18 protein-coding genes are annotated in these 24,106 nt (G+C 56.0%); 13 read left to right on the top strand and 5 right to left on the bottom strand.

Features of this window, described 5'->3' with window-relative positions; translation table 11 throughout:
- Positions 1-407 precede the first annotated feature (407 nt).
- The 11 genes from BHW66_RS11185 (at position 408) to BHW66_RS11135 (ending at position 18,080) form a co-directional block, all read left to right on the top strand.
- Positions 408-1,373, top strand: coding sequence for a phosphatidate cytidylyltransferase (locus BHW66_RS11185; protein WP_022198785.1), 966 nt, complete (start codon positions 408-410; stop codon positions 1,371-1,373).
- A 36-nt stretch (positions 1,374-1,409) separates the two neighbouring features.
- On the top strand, positions 1,410-3,995 hold the full coding sequence (hrpB, locus tag BHW66_RS11180; protein WP_102737878.1) for an ATP-dependent helicase HrpB: 2,586 nt from the start codon (positions 1,410-1,412) through the stop codon (positions 3,993-3,995).
- 114 nt (positions 3,996-4,109) lie between these two features.
- The gene (locus tag BHW66_RS11175; protein WP_172973239.1) at positions 4,110-6,350 is read left to right on the top strand and encodes an inorganic phosphate transporter; all 2,241 of its coding nucleotides are present in this window, start codon (positions 4,110-4,112) and stop codon (positions 6,348-6,350) included.
- Positions 6,351-6,853: 503 nt separating this feature from the next.
- Positions 6,854-8,152 (top strand): redoxin domain-containing protein, encoded by a 1,299-nt coding sequence (locus BHW66_RS11170; protein WP_286689036.1) that lies wholly within the window; start codon positions 6,854-6,856, stop codon positions 8,150-8,152.
- Positions 8,153-8,160: 8 nt separating this feature from the next.
- Positions 8,161-9,543, top strand: coding sequence for a CCA tRNA nucleotidyltransferase (locus BHW66_RS11165; RefSeq protein WP_232051404.1), 1,383 nt, complete (start codon positions 8,161-8,163; stop codon positions 9,541-9,543).
- 26 nt (positions 9,544-9,569) lie between these two features.
- Positions 9,570-11,339 carry an alpha-amylase family glycosyl hydrolase gene (locus tag BHW66_RS11160; RefSeq protein WP_102734541.1) on the top strand — a complete coding sequence of 590 codons (1,770 nt, stop codon included), beginning with the start codon at positions 9,570-9,572 and terminating at the stop codon, positions 11,337-11,339.
- A 135-nt stretch (positions 11,340-11,474) separates the two neighbouring features.
- Entirely contained in the window at positions 11,475-13,976 is a 2,502-nt protein-coding gene (locus tag BHW66_RS11155; RefSeq protein WP_046435745.1) for an Amuc_1098 family type IV pilus outer membrane protein, read from the top strand.
- A gap of 78 nt (positions 13,977-14,054) precedes the next feature.
- On the top strand, positions 14,055-15,638 hold the full coding sequence (locus BHW66_RS11150; RefSeq protein WP_146018658.1) for a hypothetical protein: 1,584 nt from the start codon (positions 14,055-14,057) through the stop codon (positions 15,636-15,638).
- 15 nt (positions 15,639-15,653) lie between these two features.
- The gene (locus BHW66_RS11145; protein WP_022198796.1) at positions 15,654-16,382 is read left to right on the top strand and encodes a lysophospholipid acyltransferase family protein; all 729 of its coding nucleotides are present in this window, start codon (positions 15,654-15,656) and stop codon (positions 16,380-16,382) included.
- On the top strand, positions 16,355-17,230 hold the full coding sequence (folD, locus tag BHW66_RS11140; RefSeq protein WP_022198797.1) for a bifunctional methylenetetrahydrofolate dehydrogenase/methenyltetrahydrofolate cyclohydrolase FolD: 876 nt from the start codon (positions 16,355-16,357) through the stop codon (positions 17,228-17,230). Before BHW66_RS11145 ends, folD begins: the two co-directional genes overlap by 28 nt.
- A gap of 67 nt (positions 17,231-17,297) precedes the next feature.
- Positions 17,298-18,080 carry an enoyl-ACP reductase gene (locus BHW66_RS11135; protein WP_022198798.1) on the top strand — a complete coding sequence of 261 codons (783 nt, stop codon included), beginning with the start codon at positions 17,298-17,300 and terminating at the stop codon, positions 18,078-18,080.
- 142 nt (positions 18,081-18,222) lie between these two features.
- On the opposite strand, the gene BHW66_RS11130 is transcribed toward BHW66_RS11135, so the two are convergent.
- From BHW66_RS11130 to BHW66_RS11120, 3 genes are read right to left on the bottom strand one after another with little or no spacing between them, the layout of a single operon-like run.
- Positions 18,223-19,080: a diacylglycerol kinase family protein gene (locus BHW66_RS11130; protein WP_022198799.1), complete on the bottom strand. Its 858-nt coding sequence runs from the start codon at positions 19,078-19,080 to the stop codon at positions 18,223-18,225.
- On the bottom strand, positions 19,077-20,216 hold the full coding sequence (locus BHW66_RS11125; protein WP_022198800.1) for a transglutaminase-like domain-containing protein: 1,140 nt from the start codon (positions 20,214-20,216) through the stop codon (positions 19,077-19,079). The genes BHW66_RS11130 and BHW66_RS11125 overlap by 4 nt, the downstream gene beginning before the upstream one ends.
- A 12-nt stretch (positions 20,217-20,228) precedes the next feature.
- Positions 20,229-21,287 carry a tRNA-dihydrouridine synthase gene (locus BHW66_RS11120; RefSeq protein ID WP_012420680.1) on the bottom strand — a complete coding sequence of 353 codons (1,059 nt, stop codon included), beginning with the start codon at positions 21,285-21,287 and terminating at the stop codon, positions 20,229-20,231.
- Positions 21,288-21,357: 70 nt separating this feature from the next.
- On the opposite strand from BHW66_RS11120, the gene BHW66_RS11115 reads away from it, so the two are divergent.
- Positions 21,358-22,557, top strand: coding sequence for a 4-hydroxy-3-methylbut-2-enyl diphosphate reductase (locus tag BHW66_RS11115; protein WP_012420681.1), 1,200 nt, complete (start codon positions 21,358-21,360; stop codon positions 22,555-22,557).
- 134 nt (positions 22,558-22,691) lie between these two features.
- Here the strand turns inward: BHW66_RS11115 and BHW66_RS11110 are convergent, their stop codons facing one another.
- Positions 22,692-22,913, bottom strand: a complete 222-nt coding sequence (locus BHW66_RS11110) for a hypothetical protein (protein WP_022198802.1) — start codon at positions 22,911-22,913, stop codon at positions 22,692-22,694.
- An 80-nt stretch (positions 22,914-22,993) separates the two neighbouring features.
- The gene (gene rpsT, locus BHW66_RS11105) at positions 22,994-23,257 is read right to left on the bottom strand and encodes a 30S ribosomal protein S20 (RefSeq protein WP_094140175.1); all 264 of its coding nucleotides are present in this window, start codon (positions 23,255-23,257) and stop codon (positions 22,994-22,996) included.
- A gap of 160 nt (positions 23,258-23,417) precedes the next feature.
- Between rpsT and BHW66_RS11100 the strand changes: the two genes are divergently transcribed.
- Positions 23,418-24,026, top strand: coding sequence for a beta-phosphoglucomutase family hydrolase (locus BHW66_RS11100; RefSeq protein WP_012420683.1), 609 nt, complete (start codon positions 23,418-23,420; stop codon positions 24,024-24,026).
- Positions 24,027-24,106 lie beyond the last annotated feature (80 nt).

Genomic DNA, 24,106 nt, shown 5'->3' with positions numbered 1-24,106 from the left:
ACGCTATTTTGCTCTCCTTGTTTCCGGAAGAGGACAAGAGTAAATGGAAGCCGGTTCATCCGGAAATATCCGGCGGCGGCAGGGGGAGGAAAGAAGAGAATTCATGGGTGGATAAATCCACCATAAAGTTTGAAATTTTGTGCGGAAGTCCGGCATTTGTCATATTGGAGCTGCATGGAAATGGATTTCATTTTACGGATGTTTTTTCCGCTTTTTGTTGTTGCGTGCTTTCTTTGGTTTTCCGTTGCTGCATCCTTCCCGGAGAGGGAAAAGTGGCGGGATGACTGCTTTCCTGTTTGCAGCGGAGAGGGTGAGGATGGGGAGAACGGACGTTTTCCGAAGAGACGCCGCAGGAAAGGAAGCATTTCAGGATTGAGGTTGCAACGGTTTTCTGTACACTTCGCGTGATGATGAGCATACCGAATCGGGACAAGAGTTTTTCCGGAAGCAAGATGGGTGTTCTGGTGCAGCGTTCATTCAGCACCGTGGTTTTGCTTGGGTTGCTGGCCGGGGCTTTGTGGTGGGACTGCGAACTTGGGTATTACGGTCTGGTCTGCATTTTCTGTATTTTGGCCGCTTGGGAATGGCGGCACATGCTGCTGCGTTCCGGAAAAGCCTCCCAGCCGAACTTGAGCTTTCTTTTCGGAGTGGCGTACCCCGTATTGCTGTCCTGGTCATGCTGCATCACTAAATTCCGGGAAAGCGCCCTTGCGGAACAGGTTTCTTTCCTCATCCCCCTTCCTCTTCTGGTGGCGCTTGCCGCTCCGGTCCTCCTGGTAGTGGTTGCCTTCATCCGTGAGATGAAGTACCCGGTGGATGGAAGCAGGGCTCTCCGTTCCGTGGGTACTACGCTGCTTTCCTTTATTTATCCCGTCTGGCTGTTCTCTTTTGCCATTCTGGCCCTGCATCTGGCGTATATGAGGGCGGGGTATGTTTATCCGGCCATTGTCATGTGTGTGCTGTGGGTCGTTCTGGTAACGAAGATGGCGGACATTTTTGCCTACGTGAGCGGGTTCCTGCTGGGCGGCCGCCTTTTTTCCCGCAGGCTCATTCCCCACATCAGCCCCAAGAAAACGTGGGAGGGCCTCCTCGGTTCCTGGGTGCTGACGAATGCGGCGGCCATAGGGCTGGTTTTCCCGATGTTCGGAATTTCCGTCTTGTCCATAACCCAGGTATTGGTACTGATGGGATGCACATCCCTCATTTTCCTGCTTTCCGTTTACGGGGATCTGGCCGGGTCCCTGGTTAAACGCAGCCTGGCCATCAAGGATTCCGGTTCCCTGCTGCCGGGGATAGGAGGAATTTTTGATTTGATTGACAGCCCTTCCTTTACCGTGCCGTTTTTCTGGTTTCTGCTGGCCTGCATCGGCTGAATGTCCCCGGCACGAACGGATTCCCTGTAACCCGTTATGGTTTTTTCTTCTCTTCCCATTGAGGAAATCCGCGGAGAATTGATGGAGGCTCTGCGGGTTCCTTCTCCGCGCATTTTGTTGAAAGCTCCTACCGGCTCCGGCAAGTCCACCGGCGTTCCTCCGATGATGGATGACGCCGGTCTGGGAGACCGTGGCCTGATTGTCGTTGTACAGCCCCGGCGGATGGCCGCTCGCCTGCTGGCGCGGCATGTGGCCCGGCTGCGCGGGGTGGAGCTGGGAAAAGAAGTGGGGTATGCGGTGCGTTTTGAACGGTACATTTCCTCCCGCACCCGTATCGCGTACGTGACGGACGGCATGTTGGAGCGCTGGCTGACGGAACGGCCCTCCCTGGAAGGGGTGAGCGCCGTGGTGTTTGATGAGTTCCATGAACGCAGCCTTTCCGGGGATTTATCCCTGGGGCGTGTGCTGGATCTGCAGGAAGGGCCGCGCCGGGATCTGGCCGTGGTCGTGATGTCCGCCACACTGGAGATATCAGGGCTGCGGGAATATATGGGAGGTTCCTGCCGGGTTCTGGAAGCGCAAGGCAGGCAGTATCCCGTGGAAGTCGTTTACCGGGCTCCCCGCTTGGTCAGTGACGGACGCGGCAGGGTGGCTCCTCCCCCCATATGGGAGCAGGCGGCGGATGTTGTGCGGGAGGCGGTGAGGGAGGATGACTGCGGGGATGTGCTGGTATTTATGCCGGGCGTGTATGAGATACGGAAAACGGTGGAGTTGCTGGCAGGAAAGCCGTGGATGAGCGGCCGGGACGTTTTTCCCCTTTACGGGTCTCTGGCGCCGGAGCAGCAGAATTGCGCCGTGGAGCGGGGGGATATCCCCCGTGTCATTGTTTCCACTAATGTGGCGGAAACTTCCCTGACGATTGAGGGAGTGCGTACGGTGGTTGATTCCGGGCTGGTCCGCCGGTCCGGATGGGATCCGTACCGGGGGATGGATACGCTGCATCTGGTGAAGATTTCCAAGGCGTCCGCCGCTCAGCGCGCGGGCCGTGCCGGGCGCGTGGCTCCGGGGCGCTGTTTCCGGCTGTGGAGTGAGGCGGAACAGGCCCGGAAGGAGGATTTTGACCCGCCCGAATGTTTCCGGGTGGATCTGGCCGGAGCCGTTTTGAATTTGGCTGCCTGGGGCGTCACCGTACCGGAAAATTTCCGTTGGCTGGATGTTCCTGCCCCCCTGGTGATGCAGCGGGCCGTGAATTTGTTGGCTGCCCTGGGTGCGACGGAAGAGGATGGAAGCCTGACGGATACGGGAAAAAGGATGACCGCTTTTCCCCTGCCGCCCCGGCTGGCCCGTCTGATGGTGGCCGGCCAAGATGAACAGTGTGCCGTGGAGCTGGCCGCCGTTGCAGCCCTGATGCAGGGAGAAGGTGTTGCGGTAAAGGGGGGGCTGAACGATCATTTGCGCGATTCTGCGGATTACACGGATTTCCAGGCGGAGTGGCGCGCGGTGGAGAAGGCTGTGGATGCCGGTTTTGGGGCGGCGGCGTGTACCCGCTGGGGCATCTCTTCCCGCGGGGCGCGGGAGGCATGGATGGCATACCGGCAGCTTCTGTCCGTCGGCAGCCGGGGAAAAGCCCGGGAAACGCCGGGACCGGATTTTACGGCGGCGCGCCCTGCCGTAGTCCGTGCAATGATTGAGAGTTTTGCGGACCATGTGGGTGTGCGAAATGGCGTGGCAGCCAATACATGCCGCATGGCCGGCGGGGTGGGCGGCAGGCTGGCGGAAGGAAGCGTGGTGTTTCAAGGAGAGCATTTCGTAGCCGCAGAGGTGGCGGAATTGTCCGGAAAGGCGGTGGAAACCCGTGTGGGACGCTGTACGCTTATTGCGCCGGAAGATTTGCGTTCCATTTGGCCGGAGCGTTTTTCCTGCGGGGAGGAAGCCGTCTTCGATGCCGCTTTGCGGCGCGTGCGTCTGCACCGGAAGCTGATGTATGGAGATCTGGTGCTGGAGGATCGTGACCGCGGGGATGCCCCTACGGAGCTGGCCGCCCCGGTTTTGGCTGAAAAAGTAGTGGACGGAACCCTGAAGCTGGTGAAATGGAATGATGCCGTGGAACAGTGGATACGCCGTCTTAATGGTTTGAGCGTTTGGATGCCGGAACTGGGGCTGCCCCGGTTTTCGGAGGAGGACAAGCTGGTCGCCATTTCTCTGGTCTGTGAAGGGGCCGTGGGTTATAAGGACATCAAGGAAAGGGAAATTATTCCCGTGCTGAGGGATTGGCTTTCCGGCTGGCAGGCGAAGGCGCTGGACGATTATGCCCCGGTAAGCCTCACGTTGCCCAACGGCCAGCACGCCAAGGTCAGGTACGGGGAGGATTCCTCCCCGGTGATCAGTCTGACGGTGCAGCGCCTGTTCGGCGTGGCGGTTTCCCCACGCATTGCCAACGGGGCCGTACCCGTGATTGTGGAGGTGCTGGCCCCCAGCCAGAGGCCGTGGCAGGTAACGGGATCTCTGGAAAGTTTTTGGCGGAACGGATACGGGCAAATGAAAAAGGACCTGGCGGGGCGTTATCCCCGGCACCGTTGGCCCGACCCCGGGGAACTGGATTTCCTTCCCCGTTCCCGGTGATAAGGAGAAAGGATTTTTCTGTAACAAAACAGTAGCAAAATCGACCGTTTCCGTGTAAAGAGGCGGTGGTGCAGCTCGCGGATGCCCTCCGCCCACCATTCACAAGAGACAGTTATGGACTCAATTTACTGGATTATCATCACAGCCCTGCTGCTTCTGGCGGCATTTGACTTGATCAACGGCGTAGCGAATGACGCCGTCAACTTCCTCAATTCCGCCATCGGTTCCAAGGCTGCACCCGTGCGGGTGATCCTGACCGTAGCTTCCATCGGCGTGCTGGTGGGGGCCTGTTTCTCCGGAGGCATGATGGAAGTAGCCCGCAACGGTATTTTTCACCCGGACATGTTCAGTTATCATGAAGTGATGCTGCTTTTCCTGGGGGTAATGATCAGCGAAGTGATTCTGCTGGATACCTTCAATACTTTCGGATTGCCTACGTCCACCACCGTTTCTCTGGTATTCGGTATTTTGGGGTCTGCCGTAGCGACGGCCCTGTTCAAGATTTCCAAGCTCCGCCTGGTTCAGTCCGTGTGGGATTTCATTAATACGGACAAGGCTTTTGAGATTGTCACCAGCATTCTTCTTTCCGTAGCCATCGCCTTTACGGTGGGCACCATCGTCATGTGGATTTCCCGTCTGGCGTTCACGTTTAAATACCAGTCCCGGTTCAAATGGTTCGGCTGCTTCTGGTGCGGCATTGCCATGACGGCGATAGCCTATTTTGCCGTTTTCAAGGGCTTGAAGGAGTCTACCCTGATGGAGCCCTCGTTCATCCAATACATTGACCAGAATCTGGGCATGGCCCTGCTCACGGCCTTCGGCGGTTTTTCCGTGCTCATGTTCCTGCTTCAGCATTTGTTCATGACGAATATTCTGCGCCTGACCGTTCTGGCGGGCACTTTTTCCCTGGCTCTGGCCTTTGCGGGCAACGACCTGGTGAATTTCATCGGCGTTTTCATGGGTGGTCTGGATTCCTTCCAGTACGCCAGCGGCGTGGCGGCGGCCGGTGGCTCTCCCGCATCCATCACCTCCATGGAGTGTCTGATGCCGGGGCAGGGCATGCCGGTAAACCATTATATTTTGTTCGCCGCGGGCTGCATGATGATTTTTGCCTTGTGGTTCTCCAAAAAGGCAAAAACGGTGATCGCCACCGGCGTGGAACTTTCCAGGCAGGGTGAAGGCGGTATTGAGCGTTTCGGCTCCGTCCCCCCCGCCCGCGCCATCGTTCGCAGCGCCATCGCCCTGGGACGCGGGGTGAAAAGGCTTATTCCCGCCCGCATGCTGGTGCGCATGAACCACCAGTGGGATCCCGCCCCCCAGCCCTTGAATCCCAAGGACCGGGTGGCATTTGACCTGATTCGCGCCACGGTGAACCTGACGGTTGCTTCCCTGTTGATTGCATGGGCTACTGGCAGGCAGCTCCCTCTTTCCACCACGTACGTGACGTTCATGGTGGCGATGGGCTCCTCCCTGGCGGACAAGGCATGGGGAAGGGAGAGCGCGGTTTACCGTGTAACCGGCGTGCTGACGGTGATTTCCGGCTGGTTCATGACCGGGCTGGCTGCCTTTACGCTGGCCGCCGTCATGGCTACCATCCTGCATTACGGACAGGTGTACGCCATCTTCGGTCTGCTGGCCCTGGTGGTTGTCATTCTGGTAAAGTCCACCATCATGCACCGCAAGCGGGAAAGCAAGCTTTCCGTAGAGCGTTTTGACCAGATTACGGAAGAAAATATCCTGGATGTATGCAGCCACCAGATTGTGGACAGCACGCTCAAGCTGCGGGAAATTTACAATGACACCGTGGAAAACTTTTTCCAGGGGGACAGGAAGGCCCTGAAAGAACTGGCGGATGCCGCAGAACGGCTGGCCATGACCAGCAGCGAACATCACAAGTACGATATTCTCCCTATTCTGTACAAGATGCAGTCCCGCTCCCTGGATATGGGCTACCACTTTGTGCAGGCCCTGGAGCATTTGAATGAAGCTACGCAGAGCCTGTCGCAGTTTTCCGAGTCCATCTTCACGTATGTGGATAATAACCACACGCCGTTTACGATTGACCAGGTGGACGATTTGAAGGAGGTACATACCGCCCTCATCAAGCTGCTGGATGAATATTGCAAAATGCTCCAGACGGGGACGTACATTCAGTTCGACTATACGATGGTGGCCCAGGAACAGCTTCTTCAACTGGTGGCAAAAGCCACCAAGCGCCAGATCAAGCGGGCCCAGCGCAACCAGACGCGCACCCGTTCCTCCCTGCTTTATCTGAACATGCTTAATGAAATGAGGTTTATGGCCGTGCAGGTGCGGGCCCTGACCAATGATGAACGAAACTTTGTAGCGGCCTGAAGCGGCGGTTCTCTGTTTTTTTCACGTAAGGAAAAAAATTCTTGAGCGTTTAATTCGTGAAGGTATCCTGAATGAACAGGGATGTTCGATAAGGGAGGAACGAGAGCTTCCCTTGTCACCAGGAATAACCCTGATTTCATAGGTAGTTAGTTGGAGCGGCTACGGGAGAAATTCCGTAGCCGCTTTTTTGTCTTCCCGGGCCTTGTGTCATACAAAAGAAATAATGTTTGAACATATTTGCCGTGTGTTTGTCTCACCCATAACGGTTATGATCCGGATGCAGTGAAAGAGAGAGCGCTTCATCCACTTAAGGACTCAACCGTCTTCATAGGTAGTTAGTTGAACAGCAGCCCCGGCGAAGGGATTCGCCGGGGTTTGTTCATTTCCGGAAGATGTATTCCGCGCTGTAAACAGCTGGAAGGGAGGGGAAAAGAAAAAATAGGCTGCGTTTTGCCACGGGGTTTGATTGACGTGTGGGACGCGTCAGGGCATAGTGGCAGGGTATGAAGAGAGCGTTTTGCGTGATAGCCGGTGCATGCAGCCTGCTTGGATGGGCTCCGGCGGACGAGACGGGCATGAACAATGTGCTGGAGGATTGGCGGATGAGGCAGTTCGACTGGGAATCCGCATTGAAAACGGCTGAAAGCGGGGAAAAAAGGGCGGAATTAATGAAAAACCGTCCGGATGCCGTTCCGGTGGCTCGGGAATTATGGAGGCTGGTAGGGCGCGACCTTCAGAAACCCGAGACTCAAAAATCCTGCCTTCTTCCGGCTGTCGTCTGGTTTCTGGATCATCCCCTGGCTGTAGCGCAGGCGTTCCCCAATGGAGACATGGCCAGGAAAATTGTCGTGTTCTGCCTGGATTCCCTGGAAAATACGCTGTTTCGGGAACAGGGGGCGGGAAAGGCGGCGTATGCCCTGAGCAATTCCCGAGACCTGCGCTGCCGCGTTATTCTGGAACAGATCAAGAATTACAACCAGTTCCCTGAGGACCAGGGCCTGGCTTCCCTGGGCCTGGCCATGGTGATGAAGGAAACGACAGGGATGCTTCAGGATGACGTCAGGCTGGTGGCGGCCCGCGGAAAATTGCTGAAAGACGCCATTATCAAATGCTATGATTCCAGTTTCGGCCCTATTCCGGTTCAAAATATTGTGAAGGAGGAACTGTATGAAATACGCAATCTCAATATCGGGCAGACCGGGCCTGAAATCAGCCTTCCCTCTACCGCGGCGGCCGGAAAAGTGACGCTCCCCTCCGGGAATAAGCCCGTGCTGGTGGTTTTTTGGGATCCGCAGGATATGCGTTCCGTTCAGTTTTTGCAAAAGGCCGCGTCTCTCCGAAAAGAATTTCCCGGTTTGACGGTGATGCCGGTGGCTCCCGGAAAGAGAGAGAACATAGAAAAGGCCCTGTTGAACTTGAAAATGGATATGCCCTCCCTGGTGGATGAAAAAGCGGCGGCGTTTAAGGATTACCGGGTGAGGCTCACCCCGCGGGTGTATCTGCTGGACCCTGCGGGGAAAATCCTGATGCGCGGCACGCCGGATATGCTGTTTGACGCCAACCTGTACGCGGTCATGGGCAAACTTGAGGGAAAAAAGAAAGAAAAGCCGGATGGGAAAAAGTCTCCCTCCTCCCCTGCTTCCTCCAAGCCTGTTTCTCCGCCGGCCAGGATTAATTCCCCGGATACGCGCGTTCCCTCTGTTTCCCGGCCTGATAGGCCGCGGCCCGCGTTCCCTTCCGCCCCCTCCGGTGCGGAGGACCATTCTCTTTCCGCTCCTCCTTTGAGGCCCATGCCTGAATGATCCGTTTCATGGAGGGGATTCTGTTGAGAAAGGCCGCGGAGGACGTGGCCCGGGTTCTTTCCGGAGCAGGACACACCGTATATTTTGTGGGCGGCTGTGTTCGGGACAGATTGCTGGGATATTCCGTGAAGGATATCGATATTGCTACTTCCGCCCGCCCGGATGAAGTGTTGCGCCTGTTTCCGGATGCCTGGGAAGTGGGCGCCGCCTTCGGCGTGATGCTGGTACGCCGCGAAGGTTTTTCCTTTGAGGTGGCGACCTTCCGCAGAGACGGAAGCTACAGGGATGGCCGGAGGCCGGAGGCCGTCTGTTTCACGGATGCGGAAGAAGATGCCCGGCGGCGTGATTTTACCATGAACGGCCTCTTTGAAGATCCGTTTTCTTTGCCTCCGGGCCGTGTGGTGGATTATGTAGGCGGAGTGGAGGATATCCGGGCCCGCGTATTGAGGTGCATCGGGGAGCCGGACCGTCGTTTTGAAGAAGATTCCCTGCGGCTGATGCGCGCCGTACGTTTTGCCGTTACCAGGGAAGTTCAGGTGGAGAAGGAGACTTGCTCCTCCATTTTCAGGAACGCTCCGCTGCTGGCCCGGATTTCCCCGGAACGCATCCGGGAGGAACTGGACAGGATTTTATTGTCTCCCGGAAGGAAACGGGGTGTGGAAATGCTGGTGGAAACGGGGTTGATGAAGCATGTCATTCCGGAAATATACGATATGATAGGCTGTACGCAACCTCCCCAATGGCATCCGGAAGGAGACGTATACACCCATACGCTGATGATGCTGGATGCGCTGGGAAGGGACGGCTCCCCCGTGTCTTTGGAGCTGGCCCTGGGGGTTCTGCTGCATGACATCGGGAAACCTCCCTGCCGTCAGGTGGATGAAACGGGGCGCATCCGTTTTTCCGGTCATGACAAGGAAGGCTCTTCCATGGCCAGGGTCATTTTAAGAAGGCTGAAATATTCCAATGCCGTGGTGGATGCGGTGTGTTCCATGGTGGAGCGCCATATGCGCTTCATCAACGTGAGGCAGATGAGGAAATCTACGCTGCGAATGTTCATGAACGCTCCTCATTTCCGGGATGAACTGGAACTCCACCGCCTGGATTGCCTTTCCTCCAACGGACTGATGGACAACTGGCAATTTGTCAGGGACTTCATGGATTCCTACCGGAATGCCCCTCTGGTGCCTCCTCCTCTGGTGACCGGGCGTGATCTGGTGAATCTGGGGCTGTCCCCGGGGCCTGATTTCGGGAAATGGCTGTCCCGTCTGCAGGAGCTTCAGTTGGAGGGAACGCTCCGGACCAGGGAGGAAGCCCTGCTGCAGCTGGGACAAATTGCCCCGGTGGAACAGAATGCGCTTGCAGAATACCTGAAAAAGTTAGCATTATAAGCGTCAAAATTTGATTATTTCAACTCATGCGTCCTGTCATTTATCAACTATTTGTTCGTCATTTTTCCAATATGGAGACCCATGGAGTTGACTGGGGGAGCCGGGAAACGAACGGGTGCGGAACTTTTAATGGAGTGACGGATAAAGCCTTACGTGAAATAGCACGGATGGGTTTCACACACATCTGGCTGACCGGGGTGCTGAGGCACGCTACGCAGACGTCCCATCCCGGGCTAGCCGCCCAGCCGAAATCCATCGTAAAAGGCCTGGCAGGAAGTCCCTATGCCGTGGTGGATTATTTTGACGTGGATCCGGATCTGGCCTCCTCCCCGGAGAAGAGAATGGATGAGTTCAAGGCTCTGGTAAAGCGTTGCCGGACGGTGGGGCTGCTGCCGATGATGGATTTTATTCCCAACCATGTTTCCCGAGCCTACCTGGCGGACTGGGACGGGCATGACGATTTTGGAGAAGGAGATGATCCCCATACGTTTTTTTCTCCGGAGCAGGGGTACTTTTACCTGACCTCCAACAGCCCTGGGGACGGTCCACCCCTGCGTCTGCCGGACGGCCTGTTTGAAGGGGAAATGACGTTCGGACGTGTGACGGGCAACAATGCCGTTACATGGAATCCCGGCAAGTACGACTGGTATGAAACGGTCAAGCTCAACTACGGCTATAACTTTATGGCCGGTCTTCCTGCCCTCCGCCTGTTGCCGGGGTGGACCAGCCCCAAGCAGCATGTGCCCAAGACATGGCGCATCATGGACGATATCCTTTCCTTCTGGCAAAGCCTGGGCATCGGCGGTTTCAGGTGCGACATGGCCCAAATGATCCCCATGGCTTTCTGGAAATGGGCCATTTCCCGTTCCCGGGTGCGTCTGCCGGACGTGTTTTTCATGGCGGAGGCATACAACGACCACATGAAAACCACACCCGGCGATCCGTGCGCCGCCCTTCTGGATGCCGGATTTAATGCCGTTTACGATTCCGACTGCTATCATCTGGCGCTCCATATGTACACGGAAAATAACTGGGCCAATGACTTCGACCGGCTTTTCCGAAGCAATCCCATATACATGACCCACGGCGTCCGCTACGTGGAAAACCATGATGAAACTCGCGTGTGCTCCCCTCTTTCCTGGGGCGGCGTGGGACGCGTTGTTCTGCCGGCGGTCATGACGCTGGTGTATGCCTCCGGGAGCGGTCCCGTGCTGGTGTACAACGGGCAGGAAGTGGGGGAACGGGCGGAGGGGCCCGGCGGTTTCGGCGGACATGACGGACGTACCAGTATTTTTGACTATACCTGCCTCCCCCGGCTCCAGCCCTGGGTGGCGAATGGCCGGTTTGACTCTTCCCTGCTGCCGGAAGAGTCCGCAGAACTGAGAAATTTTCATCGGAAGCTTCTTCCTCTGATGCAGCATCCGGCGCTGGACCGGGGAGATTTTTACGGCCTGAACTGGGCTAATATGAAAAACACCACTTTCGGCAGGGAACCGGCGGAAGACACTTCCGGCCACTGGGTATATGCCATGCTCCGGCATGATGCCCGCGCCAGGGCTACCGTGCTTGTGGTGGGGAACCTTTCTCCAAATATCAATTTCTACAACCTGCGCATTTCCATTCCCCAGCACGCTTTCGGCTGGTGCGGCATCCAGACGGATCGGGTACGCGTCAGAAACCTGATGGACGCCGAGGATGAGGAGAGGATTTTTGAGCGGCGGGAATTGATGGACTGCGGTCTGTCCCATCCCCTGAAACCGGGACATGTGGGCGTGCTGGAACTGTCTGCCGTTTAAAGAAACGTTCCCTCCGGAGGGAAGCTGCAGCCTTTGCCGATATTTTTTACTCTGCTGGGCGTTTTTATGATGACGGGCGGTTTTTAATTCGGTATAGTCCCGGAAATTCCTATGACTAGACGTTTCCCTCACTCCATGTCTGCCATTCAGCAAATTGCCATGGCGCTTGCCGTTGCCGGTATTGGAGCCGGCCAGGGGCTGGCCCAGGAGGGGGCAGGGGCCGCACGCCGGGCAGCAGCCCGGATGGAAGAGCAGGCTCAGGCTTCCATGCTGCTGTTGGGGCAGGCGCGTCAGCAATATTCCGAGGGCAAGTACCAGGAAGCTCTGGACAATTACCGCAGAAGCCTGACTGCGCTGCCCAAATCCCCCAACATGGAGAAGCGCCGCCGTTTCCTGGAAACCAGCATCGCGGATGCCAGCGTGGCCGTGGCCCAGGAATATATCAAGGCGGGGCGTTATGATGAGGCCGTCAAGTTGCTGGAAGATGCCCTGAAATCCACTCCGGACCATGCCCTGGCCAGGCGCACGTTGGAAATAGCCCGCGACCCGGTGCGTACGAATCCGGCATTGTCTCCGGAACACGTAAAAAATGTAGAGGAAGTCAGCCGTCTGCTTCACCTGGCTTTCGGCTATTATGAACTGGGCCAGTATGATGCGGCCCTGAAGGAATTTACGTCCGTCCTTAAGACGGACCCTTACAATACGGCGGCGCGGCGCGGCATGGAACTAGTTAACCGCGCCAGAACCGCCTATTTTAGCGCTGCCAGGGATGAAACCCGCAGCAGTGCCCTGGCGGATGTTTCCAGACAGTGGGAGATGCCCGTTCCTTTGACGGAAACACCGGAAGAACCCGCTTCATTTTCCCGTCCCCTGGATAACCCGGTGGTGAATGTGGACCAGAAACTGGGCATGATCCGTCTGCCCCGTGTGCAGCTGGATGGAGCGACGGTGCAGGAAGCCGTGGACTATCTGCGCAGCCAGGCCAGGACGCATGATGCCACGGCCATGACTGCGGCGGAACGCGGCGTGAATATTTCCGTGGATCCCGGTCCTGCAGACAGCGTTTCCGCCAGGGACGCCGCCGCCAAGAGAATTACGCTTAATCTTCAGAATGTACCTCTTCGTGAGGCCCTGGAATACGTGGCGCGCGCATCCGGCCTTATTCTGCGGACAAATGCCTTTGGTGCGGAACTGGTATCCAGTTCAGACGGAACTTCCTACATGGTCACCAAGTCCATTACCCTTCCGCCGGGCTTCTTTTCCGGATTGTCGGAGGACTCCAGCGCCGAAAATTCAGACCCCTTCAGTTCCGGTGATTCCGGTTCTTCCGGCATGACCCTGAAACGGGTGGATCCGCAAAAGGCGCTGGCTTCCATGGGGGTGAAATTCCCGGAAGGCAGTTTCATTAAATACAACTCGGGCAACTCCACTCTTCTTTTCCATGGCACGCCCAGAGATTTGAGCATGCTGGAGGAGCTGGTAGCGGCCAGGACTGCGGAACAGCCCCTCCAGGTGGTGGTCAGCGCGACCTTTCTGGAAGTCAATCAGACGGACTTGGAGGAATTGGGCTTTAACTGGATCGTCAATCTGAACCTGGACCCTACCAAGTGGTTCATGGGCGGCGCGGGAACCGATAAAAATGACTATAACAATTCCGTGCTGGACAGCGCCGCCAATGTGGCCGGGGCCGTCGCTCCCGCAGGAGTGGTGGGCGGCCTGCGTTCCGGCAACCAGGTTTTTACGGAAGATAGCATTGACAGCATGATAGAACGCGGCACTTCCGCCAGAAGTTCTGATGCGACCTATGTTCCCGGCGGTGCTCCCAGCATCGTCACTCTGCGCGGCATGTGGAGTCACGCGGATATCACGATGATTATGCGCGGCCTGAGCCAGAAAAAAGGCACAGACATTATGCAGCATCCTTCCGTGATTGTGCGCCCCGGTGAAAAAGCCACCTTTTTCAGCGGCAGGGAACTGATTTACCCTACGGAATATGATCCGCCTGAAGTTCCCAACAGCACGGGCAATAATAATGACTGGGGCGACAATGACAATAACGGCGGCGGTATTCCGGTCATGCCCATGACTCCCGCCCATCCCACTGCCTTTGAAACCAGGCAGCTTGGCACGATCTTCAATGTGGAAGTGACCGGCATCAGCGATGACAAATCCATCGTGGAAATGACCGTAGTGCCGGAAATCGTGGATTTTGACGGTTTCATCAATTACGGTACGTCGCTTTTCGTTCCCATGGTCTCCCAGGAAAAGGACGCAAAGGAAGATGTCGTCATGGTGAAAACTTCAGACAACTTCATCCTTCAGCCCGTGTTTTCCACGCGGCGCCTGACCGCTCCGGTGCGCATAGCCACCGGCAATACGCTCGTCATCGGCGCCTTGAAAAAATCCACTTCCATTACGTATGAGGATAAAATTCCCGTTCTGGGGGATATTCCCTGGGTGGGGCGCCTTTTCCGTTCCAAGGGGTCCAAGGAACAGCGCAAGGCCATCATCATCATGGTAAAGGCGGAAGTGGTGGATCCGGGCGGCAAGAAGCTTTATACGCCGGATACTTCCATTCCGGACGAGGAGGTCCCGGCAGGGGACGCTTCTCTCCCCGCCCTCAGCAATGTCCAGTAACCTTTAACCGGATCAAGACCATTGAAAAACAGCGGTTCCGATTTTGAGTCTTCTCCTTCCCAGGGGGCTGATAATATCATGCGTCAGCTGCATGCGTCGGATTCCCACGGAGTAGAACGGAGAAGGGAAGTAGTAGTGCGCCCGGACGGCAGCAAGGTGATCCGGGTGGAAAAGCGCCGGCGGACTTACAGTGACGACCAGCGGGAGCCAAACAGGGGCATGTTGAAAAACAAGCGTTTTTTAATAGGCCTTTGCATTCTGGTTCTGCTGGCTGCCGGTGCGCTGGCGGGGACGTATATGTACCGCCTTACTTCTTTCAATACGGAGGAATTTGCCGGCCGTCTGCAAGCTGATCTTTCCGCCGCCTGGGGCGGAGATGTGAAAATTTCCGGAATGGCGGTGGATGGCCTTACCATGAAGGCTTCACGCATCAGGGTATCCTTTCCGGAAGATTCCTGCCTGTCCTTTGTGGCGATGGAAGGCATCTCCGGGGAAATTTCCGCCGTGCCCTTATTCATGGGGAAAATCAAGGGGGAAAGCCTTAATGTGTCCAGGGCGGTAGTCGGTTTGCGGCCCGGATTCGTTAAATTTGCCGTACCGCAGACGAAACGGGAATTGCCGTTCGTTTTCCGGCGATACACAGCGCCGCGTCTGGAAGTGGGGTATGCCCATGGGACGGAAGAATTTACTCTGGAGAGGAATGGCGCTCCCTTTTATATGACGGCGGAAGCCTACATCCGCACGTCCGGGAACGGACCTGAACCGGAATACGTGCTGGATTTGTCACAGCAAAAATTGAAAATCAAGGGCTGGCCGCTGATGGGGGTTGATTCCGGTTCCGTCATTCTAAACGGGAGCGGCGTCAAGCAGCTCACTTTTTCCGGTTTTCTGGACAAAGGGCGCCTGCTCAATAAGCCTACGGATCTCAGCCCCTTCATGATTACGGGGAATTTCCTTCTGGGTACGGATTTTCGTCACCAGGCGTGGACTTTGACAGGAAAAAATTTCGATCTCGCTTCCCTGCTGGGAGATGATTTCTCTTCCCTTCTCAAGGTGCAGACGGGAGAACAGGAAGGGGATGAAAAGCATGAATTGAAGCTGGATTTTGCTTTGCCTGTAACAACTGAACAGAAGAGGCCCTCCCTAAAAGGATACAGCGGTTCCGTTATCAAGGCGACCATGATCAGGCTGCCTGTTTTGCGCCTGCTGGCGGCCATGGCTGCCCGGAATACGGAAATAAGGCTGCCGTACTCTTCTCCCGTCTTTACGTCCGGTTCTTTCCTGCTGGAAAGCGATGGAACGGGCCGTTCCGCCTCCCTGAAGGAAATTTCCCTGTTTGAGCAGGGCTTTCTGGGAGTGACCGGGGGGGTGTACAGTAACGGTACTTCCTTGACGGGGAAGCTGGTTTTTAAAATTCCTTCCTACATGGTGGACAGCCGGAAACTGCCTTCCGGCGTGACGCAGGAAGGGCATGAAATTATTCTTCCTGTGAAAATTTCCGGTACTCCGGAGTCTCCACAGGACAACTCTGCCGGAATGTTCCAGGAAGAGGCGCCGCACACGGGCCGCCCGGAAATGCATACCGCTCCTTCCCGTGGAATAGCTCTTCCAGCTCCGTCAAATTCCTCTCCTCCCCGTATTACGGTAGACGGATTCATGTGATATTGCCAGGACTCCATGCTGCTGCTCAATCCTATTGTTCGGAAAACATCTGAAAAGCGTTCCCGCTGGTGGACCAGGCTGGCCGGATTTGGCCTGTGGTCCGTACTCCAGCCCATTTGCATGAGCCTGAATATCCGTTCCATCAAGGAGGAGCATGATGATGTTTATACGGCGCCTTTTCTGGTAGCCCTTTGGCACAACCGCACGATGGTGCCGGGTTATGCGTGGTCCCTGGCCCAGAAGCCACTCAAGATGAGTGTGCTTACCAGCGCCAGCAAGGACGGCGCCCTAGTGGAGGCCGTATGCAGGCATTTTGGCCTGGGTGCCGTCCGGGGATCTTCCGGACGGCGGGGGGCTCTGGCCTACATGGAAATGATGCGAAAGATCCAGGAGGGGGACGTCTGCTTCTGTTTTACTCCGGATGGTCCGCGAGGCCCTATTTACGAAGTGCACCACGGTATTGTCAAACTGGCCTCCCAGTCAGGGCTGCCCATCGTTCCCGTATGTATCGAATATGAAAGCTGCTGGCGTTTGAACAAGACCTGGGACCGCTATGCCATTCCCAAACCGTGTTCCAACGTAAATATTCTATGGAAAAAGCGCCTGTTCATTCCTCCGGACGCAACGGATGAACAGGTGGCGGATTATGCCCGTCTTCTGGCCGGGCTGCTTGGCGAGGGGCTTCCGGACTTCCCGCCTCTTAACCAATCATTATTATGCAAATCATCGATGGAAAACAAGTAGCTTCCCAGGTGCTGGAAGAGGTTGAAAGGGATATTGCCCGGCTCAGGGAACAGGGAATAACGCCCGGTTTGGCCGTGGTTCTGGTAGGGGAAGATCCCGCTTCCCAGGTATATGTAAATTCCAAGGTGAAAAAGTGTGCGGAGCTGGGGATGAATTCCCGTAAAATAGTTCTCCCTTCCGACGCCTCCCAGGAAGAACTGCTCCGGATTGTCCGTGAATTGAACGTGGATCCTGCCGTCCACGGCATACTGGTGCAAAGCCCGCCTCCTCCCCATATCGACGAGGCGGCCGTGGTCCTGGAAATAGACCCTGCCAAGGATGTGGACGGCTTCCATCCGGAGAATGTCGCCAAGCTGGTGCTGGAAGATGAGACCGGTTTTGTGCCCTGTACCCCTCTGGGCTGTATGAGGCTGTTAAAGGCCGCCGGCATTGAAACGGCGGGAGCGAATGCCGTGGTCATTGGCCGCAGCATGATTGTGGGCAAACCGATGGCGCATCTTTTGATGTCCAAACAGGCAAACGCTACCGTAACCGTGGCTCATTCCCGTACGAAAAACCTGCCGGAACTTTGCCGTTCCGCTGATATCATCGTGGCAGCCATAGGCCGGCCCGCTTTTGTGACGGCTGATTTTGTGAAAGACGGCGCCGTAGTGGTGGATGTGGGCATCAACCGTGTGGAAGATGCCTCCGCCAAGCGCGGCTACCGGATTGTGGGAGACGTAGCCTATGACGAGGTGGCTCCCAAGTGCCGGGCCATTACTCCCGTGCCCGGCGGCGTGGGGCCGATGACTATCGCCATGTTGATGGCTAATACGGTCAAAGCGTGCCGCCAGCAGACGGGAGCCTGACGAAAATGCCGTGACGTCCGTTTTTCTTGTCAAATGAAGGAAAGTAAGGCAGTATTCAGTTACCATTATGTCAAGTAAATTACTCGAAGGCAAAGTTGGTGTCGTAGTCGGCGTAGCGAACAAGCGCAGCATCGCGTTCGCAATTGCCAAGGCATGGCATGAAGCGGGCGCAAAGCTCATCTTCAATTATCAGGGAGAACGTCTCAAGGACGGAGTTCTCAAGCTGATCCATGAGAACTTCGGAGAGGATGTTCCCGTTTATGATCTGGATGTCAGCAGTGATGAATCTGTTAACGCTTTCTTTGAAAGGGTCCGCCAGCATACGGATAAAGTAGATTGTCTGCTGCATTCCGTGGCTTTTGCCCCGAAGGAGGCTCTTGGCGGCAGTTTCCTGGAAACGGGCCGCGAGGCGTTCAAGATTTCCCTGGATATCTCCGCTTATTCCCTGGTAGCTCTTTCCCGCGCCGTGGAACCCATGATGTCCGACAACGGCAGCATTTTGGCGATGTCCTATCTGGGATCCGAAAGAGTGGTTCCTAACTACAATTTGATGGGAGTTTCCAAAGCTGCCCTGGAAGCCTGCACCCGTTATCTGGCTTATGATTTGGGCCGTTCCCGCGGTATCCGTGTCAATTGCATCAGTGCAGGTCCCATGCAGACGCTTGCTGCTCGCGGCGTTTCCGGTTTTAACACCATGTTCAAGGTGTATGAGGAGCATGCCCCTCTGGGCCGTTCCTGCACGGGTGAGGAATTGGGAGCCACCGGCGTTTTCCTGGCCAGTGACGGCGCAGCCGCAATCACCGGGCAGGTGATTTACGTGGACGGCGGTTATCAGATCATGGGAATGTAACGCGTTCCTTGCGGAAGCTTTCTTCCTGTTCACAAGCCGTACCGGTTTTTCCGGTACGGCTTGTTTATGGTTTTATGGAGAAGGTAAGGGAGGCTGGGGGCTTCCTGGCTTCTGTCGGAAAGGCCTGTTTCCCCGCTGCGTTTCAGGGGACGAACACTTTCAGCGAGCCGGGGCGGGTGATGCGGACCGGAGCGTTTCCTGCATAATCGCCGTCCAGTTCGCAGGAGGCCTGTCCGGCGGAGGTGACGGTTCCTCCCGTCATCCGGATGTATTCAAAACTGCCGCTCCTCCGGGAATGAAAGCCCCCTTGGACTGCGGCCATCAGGAATTCCCCGATGATGGAAGTAATGGAATGCCTGAATACTACTGCGTCCAGAAGGCCGTCACTGTTGTCCGCTTCAGCAAAGAAGTTAAGCGGCCCGCCATACTTGCGTCCATTGCCGAAGATGATGGAACGGCCTTCCAATACCCGGCCTTCATCTGTGGTCAGGGTGAGGTGCGGCTGTTTTTCCGTACAGACGCGGGCGCCGGCAATTACATAGGCAAGGGCTTTCCATTTTTTTTTCATTTCCCATGTGGTCAGTTCTACGGCTCGGGCATCCGCGCCAATGCCCGCCATTTGGAGAAAAACTTGCCCGTTGAATGCGAACAGGTCCACATTTTTGGAACGCCCCGTGTTCAGAATGTGCAGGGCGTGGTCGAAATCCGGGCGGATTCCTATTTCCCGTGAAAAAACATTCATGGTACCCGCAGGGAAGGGGGCCAGCACCGTTTCCGTATTGCAGAGAGCCCTTGCCGCGATTCCCAGCGTGCCGTCCCCGCCTGCCACAGCAACGGCAGGCGCTCCGGAATTAGCCTGAGAAACCAAATGGTTCAACATGTCTTCCCTGCTTTCCGGTTCAATAACGTCAAAAAAATCCCGGTGCCGATCCAGCCAGCGGCGGAATCGTCCGGCTCTGGCGCTGCGCGCCGTGTTATTGAAAAACAGGGGAATTTTCATGGAGCGGACACGAAGAAGTTCAAAATCTGAACCGGGGCTTCCGTGTGTGCCACAGGTTCATGGCGCACGGTTCCGTCAGGCAGCTTGAACTCCAGCATGCCGCGGGAAATATTGTCCGGCAGGAGTACCTCAAGAAACTTCCTCATGTCGTCGGACGGTCCGGGTGTAATGCCTTCCGCCAGAACTTTCCCTTCTTCCGATTTGAGGACGACGTGCAAGGGAAGCCTTCTGGCACCGTTTTTTCTCTCTTCCCTGATGTCCAGCATCAGCCGGCTGCCGGGCACATATTCCGGTTGGGCCGCCACCCATTCATTCGCCAGTTTCATGTAGCGGTCCGTGATATTGACGGCGGGGACGGTACGGCTTTCCGGAGGGAAAGCCAGCGCGTGCCGTTTTTCGTCGTAGCGGGCTTCCCATATCATAGGAAAAAAGGCTCCTGAAGGTTCTTTTTTCCAGGAGGTGGCATAAATGGCGTTCTCCGGTTTGCGGGGATCCAGCATGCTGATGGCGGACATCACCCACGGGGTGTTGAAGTCCTTTTCATTGTATTCCAGCATTTTCCATTCTCCGTCACACCAGGCTTCCACCCAGTTGTGGTTGCCGCGCACGTGGTTCCAGGTAAGAACGCCCGCCATGCGGGCCGGAATGCCCACGGAGCGAAGAGCGCAGATTAGCAGGATGCTTTGGCCCGTACAGGAGACCTTGCCGGATTGCAGGGATTCCTTGACTCCCTGGTGGGGAACTCTTCTCTCCGTGGAATAGCGTACATTCAGGGTTTTCTGGATGAGGGAGGCGATGGCGAGGGCGGCTTCCCGCCCCGTCTTGCATGGGGAAACAAGCGGTGCGAAGAGGTGATGGAACTGCTCCCTCCATTCGTCTCGCGGTTCGTTGACCACGGCATAAGGGAGAACATTATTTTCATAAAGTTCCCACGGAACCTGGGCAGCCCAGGGGAATTGGCTCCGTGCAGCCAGGGCGAGGCGGACTTCCCGGACCAGCCTTTCTTGCGTAACCGTTCCCCTGTCCTGCGCGGGCATGTGGGCACGCAGAAACTCCACCCCGTCCTGAATGGCGTCATGGGCGGCGCAAATAGCGGCGGTCAGGCCCGGGAGAAGGGCGAAAGGCAGCAGATTCATGAACGTTGAAATTCATACCTGAATTCCGGGAGGGAGACAAGCTTCCTCTTGCGCAAGAAGGGTATGGAAATGGGCAAAGAGATGCGTGTCTTCCGGCGGAGTGGGGGCAAAGGGTGCGTCGTTATCCAGAATATCCTCGCAAATGCGCATGAAATCGCGGGCGGTTTTCGCCCTTTTCATGTAATGGTCAAAAGTGTCGGGAAGTCCCCGAGCGGTATAAACCAGATATTTTTTCATGCGGTGGATGTGTTTTTCCTCCACATAATGTTCCTGCATTTCCCGCGTGCGTTCATAAAGGCGGCGAATATAGTGCAGCACGTTCCGGAAAGTAAGGTCTGCTGCAGGATGGCCCTGAAAGCGGGAATGAAGCTGTGAAAATATCCAGGGATTGCGCAGGGCTGCCCGTCCAATCATCAGCCCAGCTGGCCGGGCCAGCCGCACCCATGCCTCCGCTGTGGCTGCATCCACAATATTTCCGTTGGCGACTACTGGGCATTTCAGCATTCCTGCGGCCCATTTCACCCATTCCGGGTGTACCGGGGAGCGGTAGCCCTCACGGACGGTGCGGGCGTGGATGCACACCCTGTCCGGGGAATGGGAGGCAATTACCGGAAGAATCCGTTCAAACTCGTCCGGTGTTTCGTATCCCAGGCGGCATTTGACGGTGAAGGCTCCGGGGGGCAATACGTCCCGAAGCGCTCCCAGGGCCGCGTCCATGGCCTTCAGGGACCGCAGCATGCCTCCGCCCGCATTTCTCCGGCATACGATGGGAGCGGGGCAGCCCATGTTCAGATCCACGCCTGCACAGGCGTGTTCCATCAGGACCTGCGCATCCCTTGCCAGGTATTCCGGTTCATGGCCCACGAGCTGTCCGTAAATGGGGCGGCCTGTAGGATTTTCATCAATGGAGCGCAGAATGTATGGCGACATCTTTTTATGATGGGCCACCGTCCGGAAATACTCCGTGATGAAATAATCCGGCAGGGAATTCAAGTCCTTCAATGTGTTGAGGAAAGCCAGATCCGTCACATCTTTCATGGGGGCCAGGGCCAGGAGCATGGGTCTGTGCATACCGTGAAAAGCTCCGGTTGGCAAGCTGTGATTGTCTTGACGAAAGAAGGAAAGTGTGGAAGCTGGGAGCATGAATCAGGACTCAACCCGCAAAGCCAGAGTGAATGTGAGACGGGCCGAAGTAATGGAGCAGGTGGAAAAGGAAATCCAGCAGCATTACCAGAGTGAATTGATTTCCCACATCCGTTCTGCGGGCAATGTGTACAATCTGGGCCATACGGAATTTTTTCTCGCCCGGGAGTTCGGGTTCTGCAACGGCGTGCGCCGTGCTATTGATATAGCATATGCGGCACGCAGAGTGTTTCCTGACCGGCGGATTTTTCTGATTGGGGACATTATTCACAATCCGGAAGTGAACCGGCAGCTGGAGGAAATGGGCATTCGAAAACTTCCCTGGAAGCAGTTGGATTCCTCCTATGACCGGGTTGCTCCGGACGATGTGGTGATTATTCCCGCGTTCGGTGTTCCCACTCCTTTCATGGATGCGCTGGAGGAGAAGGGCGTGCAGATTGTGGATACGACATGCGGAGACGTGATGAAGGTCTGGAAAAGAGTGAAGAATTACGCCGCCATGGGGATTACCTCCATTATCCACGGTAAGGCTACCCATGAGGAAACCAGCGCTACGGCTTCCCGGGCTCTTGGGGAACGGGGAAGGGGGAAATACCTGGTGGTTTACGATTTGGAGGATGCCCGTATCCTGTGCGACTACATCATGGGCCGCGGAGACCGCGAGGCATTCCTGAAACGGTTTGAAGGATGCTGTTCCCCGGGATTCGATCCCGACCGGGATCTGGAGGAGGTTGGCATCGCCAACCAGACCACCATGTTGAAAACGGAGACGCAGACGCTCCAGAAGATGGTGAAGGATGCCATTGTTCAGAGGGACGGGGACGATGATAATTTTTATGTGTTTGACACCATTTGCGGTGCTACCCAGGATCGCCAAGATGCCCTGTATGAACTGCTGAAAAATCCTCTGGACGTCATGTTTGTGGTGGGTGGCTACAACAGTTCCAACACAACGCATCTGGTGGATATTGCCAGGGAGCATGTGCCCACGTACTTCATTGAGTCCGCAGAATGCATCAAGTCCATCCAGTATGTGGATGCTTTTGATACGAAGACGCGGGAAGTGCGCCGCATGACTACGGAACCGGTAGTGCAGAACCTGGGCAAATCCCTGAAGGTGGGAATTACGGCGGGCGCCTCATGCCCGGCCAACCTGATTGAGGCCACCATCCTCCGCATTGCGGATCTGCGCAAGTAGCAAAACGCCTCCGGTTTGGTGAATGAGAAAAAAAGAGTTCTCTTTCAACGGCGGCACGGCCGTTTTTTCCGTAACACGGCGCAGTTGCCTGGGCCGCGGAAGAAAGCATAGGGAAAACTGCGCGGGAGCGTTTCCTAAATTTCCAAATCTTCCGGTGTAACGGAACGTTGTTCCCGGGATGCAAGCAGTACAGCTTGTTCCACGACATATTCCGTATTGGAGTCAAAACGGTAGGCGTTGCAGTTGGGACACACTGCCGTAGTCAGGGATACGATGGAACCGCAGGCTTCGCAAACCTTGAAGTCCCCGGGACGGTCAATAATCAGTTTGGCTTTATCCAGGCGGGATTGCTGCATGGGAGTAGAAAATAAAACAAGCCGCTCAGCAGAACAGAGCGGCTTGCCATAAAGAATCGTCAGAAAACCGAAGTGAAAACTCAGGCGATTTTTGCGATGGCCTTGGCGGCCTTGCTCTTGTAGTTGGCTGCACGATTGGCGGGGATGATGCCAACCTTGGCGGCTTTGTCAACGGCTGAGGAGAAAGTGTTGTAGGCAGCAGCAGCGGCTTCCTTGTCGGACGTTTCCACCGCAGCGGCAACTTTCTTGCGGAGGGTCTTCAACTTGGAGGTCACGGCGCGGTTGCGGGCGGTGCGGGTTGCTGTCTGGCGGATGCGCTTGAGTGCGGATTTGGTATTGGCCATGTTTAAAAAAGGTTCGGTTTCCGTTTCGAGGTGGCAAAAACATTAGAATAACAGGACAAAATGTCAAGCTCTTGATGTATTTTTTAAGGCATTCCTTTCCTGCACGGGCTGACTGTGGGCTTTACCGGAAAAGGAGTTTGTGGCACTATATTCTCCCGTTATGAAGAAACGCGTGGATTTGCCTGAAAAAAAATATGAAGGATATATTTTTGATTTGGACGGCACCCTGGTGGACAGTATGCCGCTCCATTACAGGGCATGGCGTGAAGCCCTGGCTCGAGCGGGGGCTCCGGACCATGTGTTCCGGGCGGATGAATTTTATTCCTGCGGCGGAAAATCCGCCAATGATGTGGTGCGTTTTTTAAATGAACGGTACGGCATGCACATGGATGCGGCGTCCACAGCTGCGGACAAGCGCCGCATTTATTTGGAAATGCTGGAAAAGGAAGGCATGCAGCCTATCCGGGAAGTGGTGGAATTCGTGCATTCCCTGGGAGACGCCCCCAAGGCGATAGCTACCGGGAGCGCCATGCCGGGAGCGTCCCGGACTCTGGCTGCTGCCGGACTTTCAGGCCTTTTTGATGTGATTTTGACGCCGGATGAGGTGGAGCATGGCAAACCTGCTCCGGACATGTTTTTGAAGGCGGCGGAACTCCTGGGGGCATCCCCGGACCGTTGCGTGGTTTTTGAGGATGCCGAACCCGGCATGAAAGCTGCCGCGGCCGCAGGAATGGACTGCGTACAGGTCCGGCGGCCATCCCTGTCCTGATTCCTCTTTCCGGATTTGGTACGGAAGGGGATTCCGGGATTTTCCTCCTTTCTCCATGCCCTTCTTCCTTTTAAGGAAAA

Origin of the sequence: Akkermansia sp. 54_46 (assembly GCF_001917295.1) — a bacterium.
GTDB lineage: Bacteria > Verrucomicrobiota > Verrucomicrobiia > Verrucomicrobiales > Akkermansiaceae > Akkermansia > Akkermansia muciniphila.
Note: the sequence above shows the minus strand (reverse complement) of the source record. Positions and strands in the feature narration are given on the sequence as shown.